The organism is Bradyrhizobium sp. 18BD, from assembly GCF_054185225.1.
In genome coordinates this window covers 1-455 of sequence record NZ_JAVAYL010000214.1, presented here as the reverse complement: position 1 = coordinate 455, position 455 = coordinate 1, and the positions used below count along the sequence as shown (strand labels likewise).

The 455-nt window shown below is 64.6% G+C and carries 2 protein-coding genes; one reads left to right on the top strand and one right to left on the bottom strand.

What is annotated here, in order from left to right; genetic code table 11:
• A partial coding sequence (locus tag RAD16_RS41135) for a hypothetical protein (protein ID WP_458163698.1) occupies positions 1–234 on the top strand: 234 nt, incomplete at its 5' end.
• A gap of 70 nt (positions 235–304) precedes the next feature.
• Here RAD16_RS41135 and RAD16_RS41130 read toward each other — a convergent pair.
• On the bottom strand, positions 305–455 hold a 151-nt coding region (locus RAD16_RS41130; protein ID WP_458163700.1), incomplete at its 5' end, for an acyl-CoA dehydrogenase C-terminal domain-containing protein.

Here is a 455-nt window from a genome sequence, read left to right as displayed (position 1 = left end):
TTCAGCCAGTGCATGAAACTGCAGGTACTGGTGCCGGTTGCGCGACAGGCCGACACTTTCAAGCTGGAAAGCCTGGCGGGCACTACATCTGTATCGCCGCCGCCAGTGGCGACGACGATCAGACCAGTCCCGGAGCTATCGGGCGTACGGCGGAAGGTGGAGGCGGTGCCTCCCCCGGCAAAGCCTGCGACCGCGCTGCCGGCACCCGCCAACCAGCCGCCAGCTGCCCGATAGAGTCACTCATTTACCTCAAGCGTCATGCCGGAAGTGGACGAAGCATCGCCCTGGACCGTTCTCCGGCCTCTCAGGCCGCGACGAACATCTCCGGCGGAAGGGCCATGAGCGATTCGGCACCGCCTTCGATCTTCCGGCGCAACGCCCCGGCATCAGGCATGATCCGCTCAGCGAAATAACGCGCCGTCACCAGCTTCGCATCGAGGAAGGTGCCATCACCC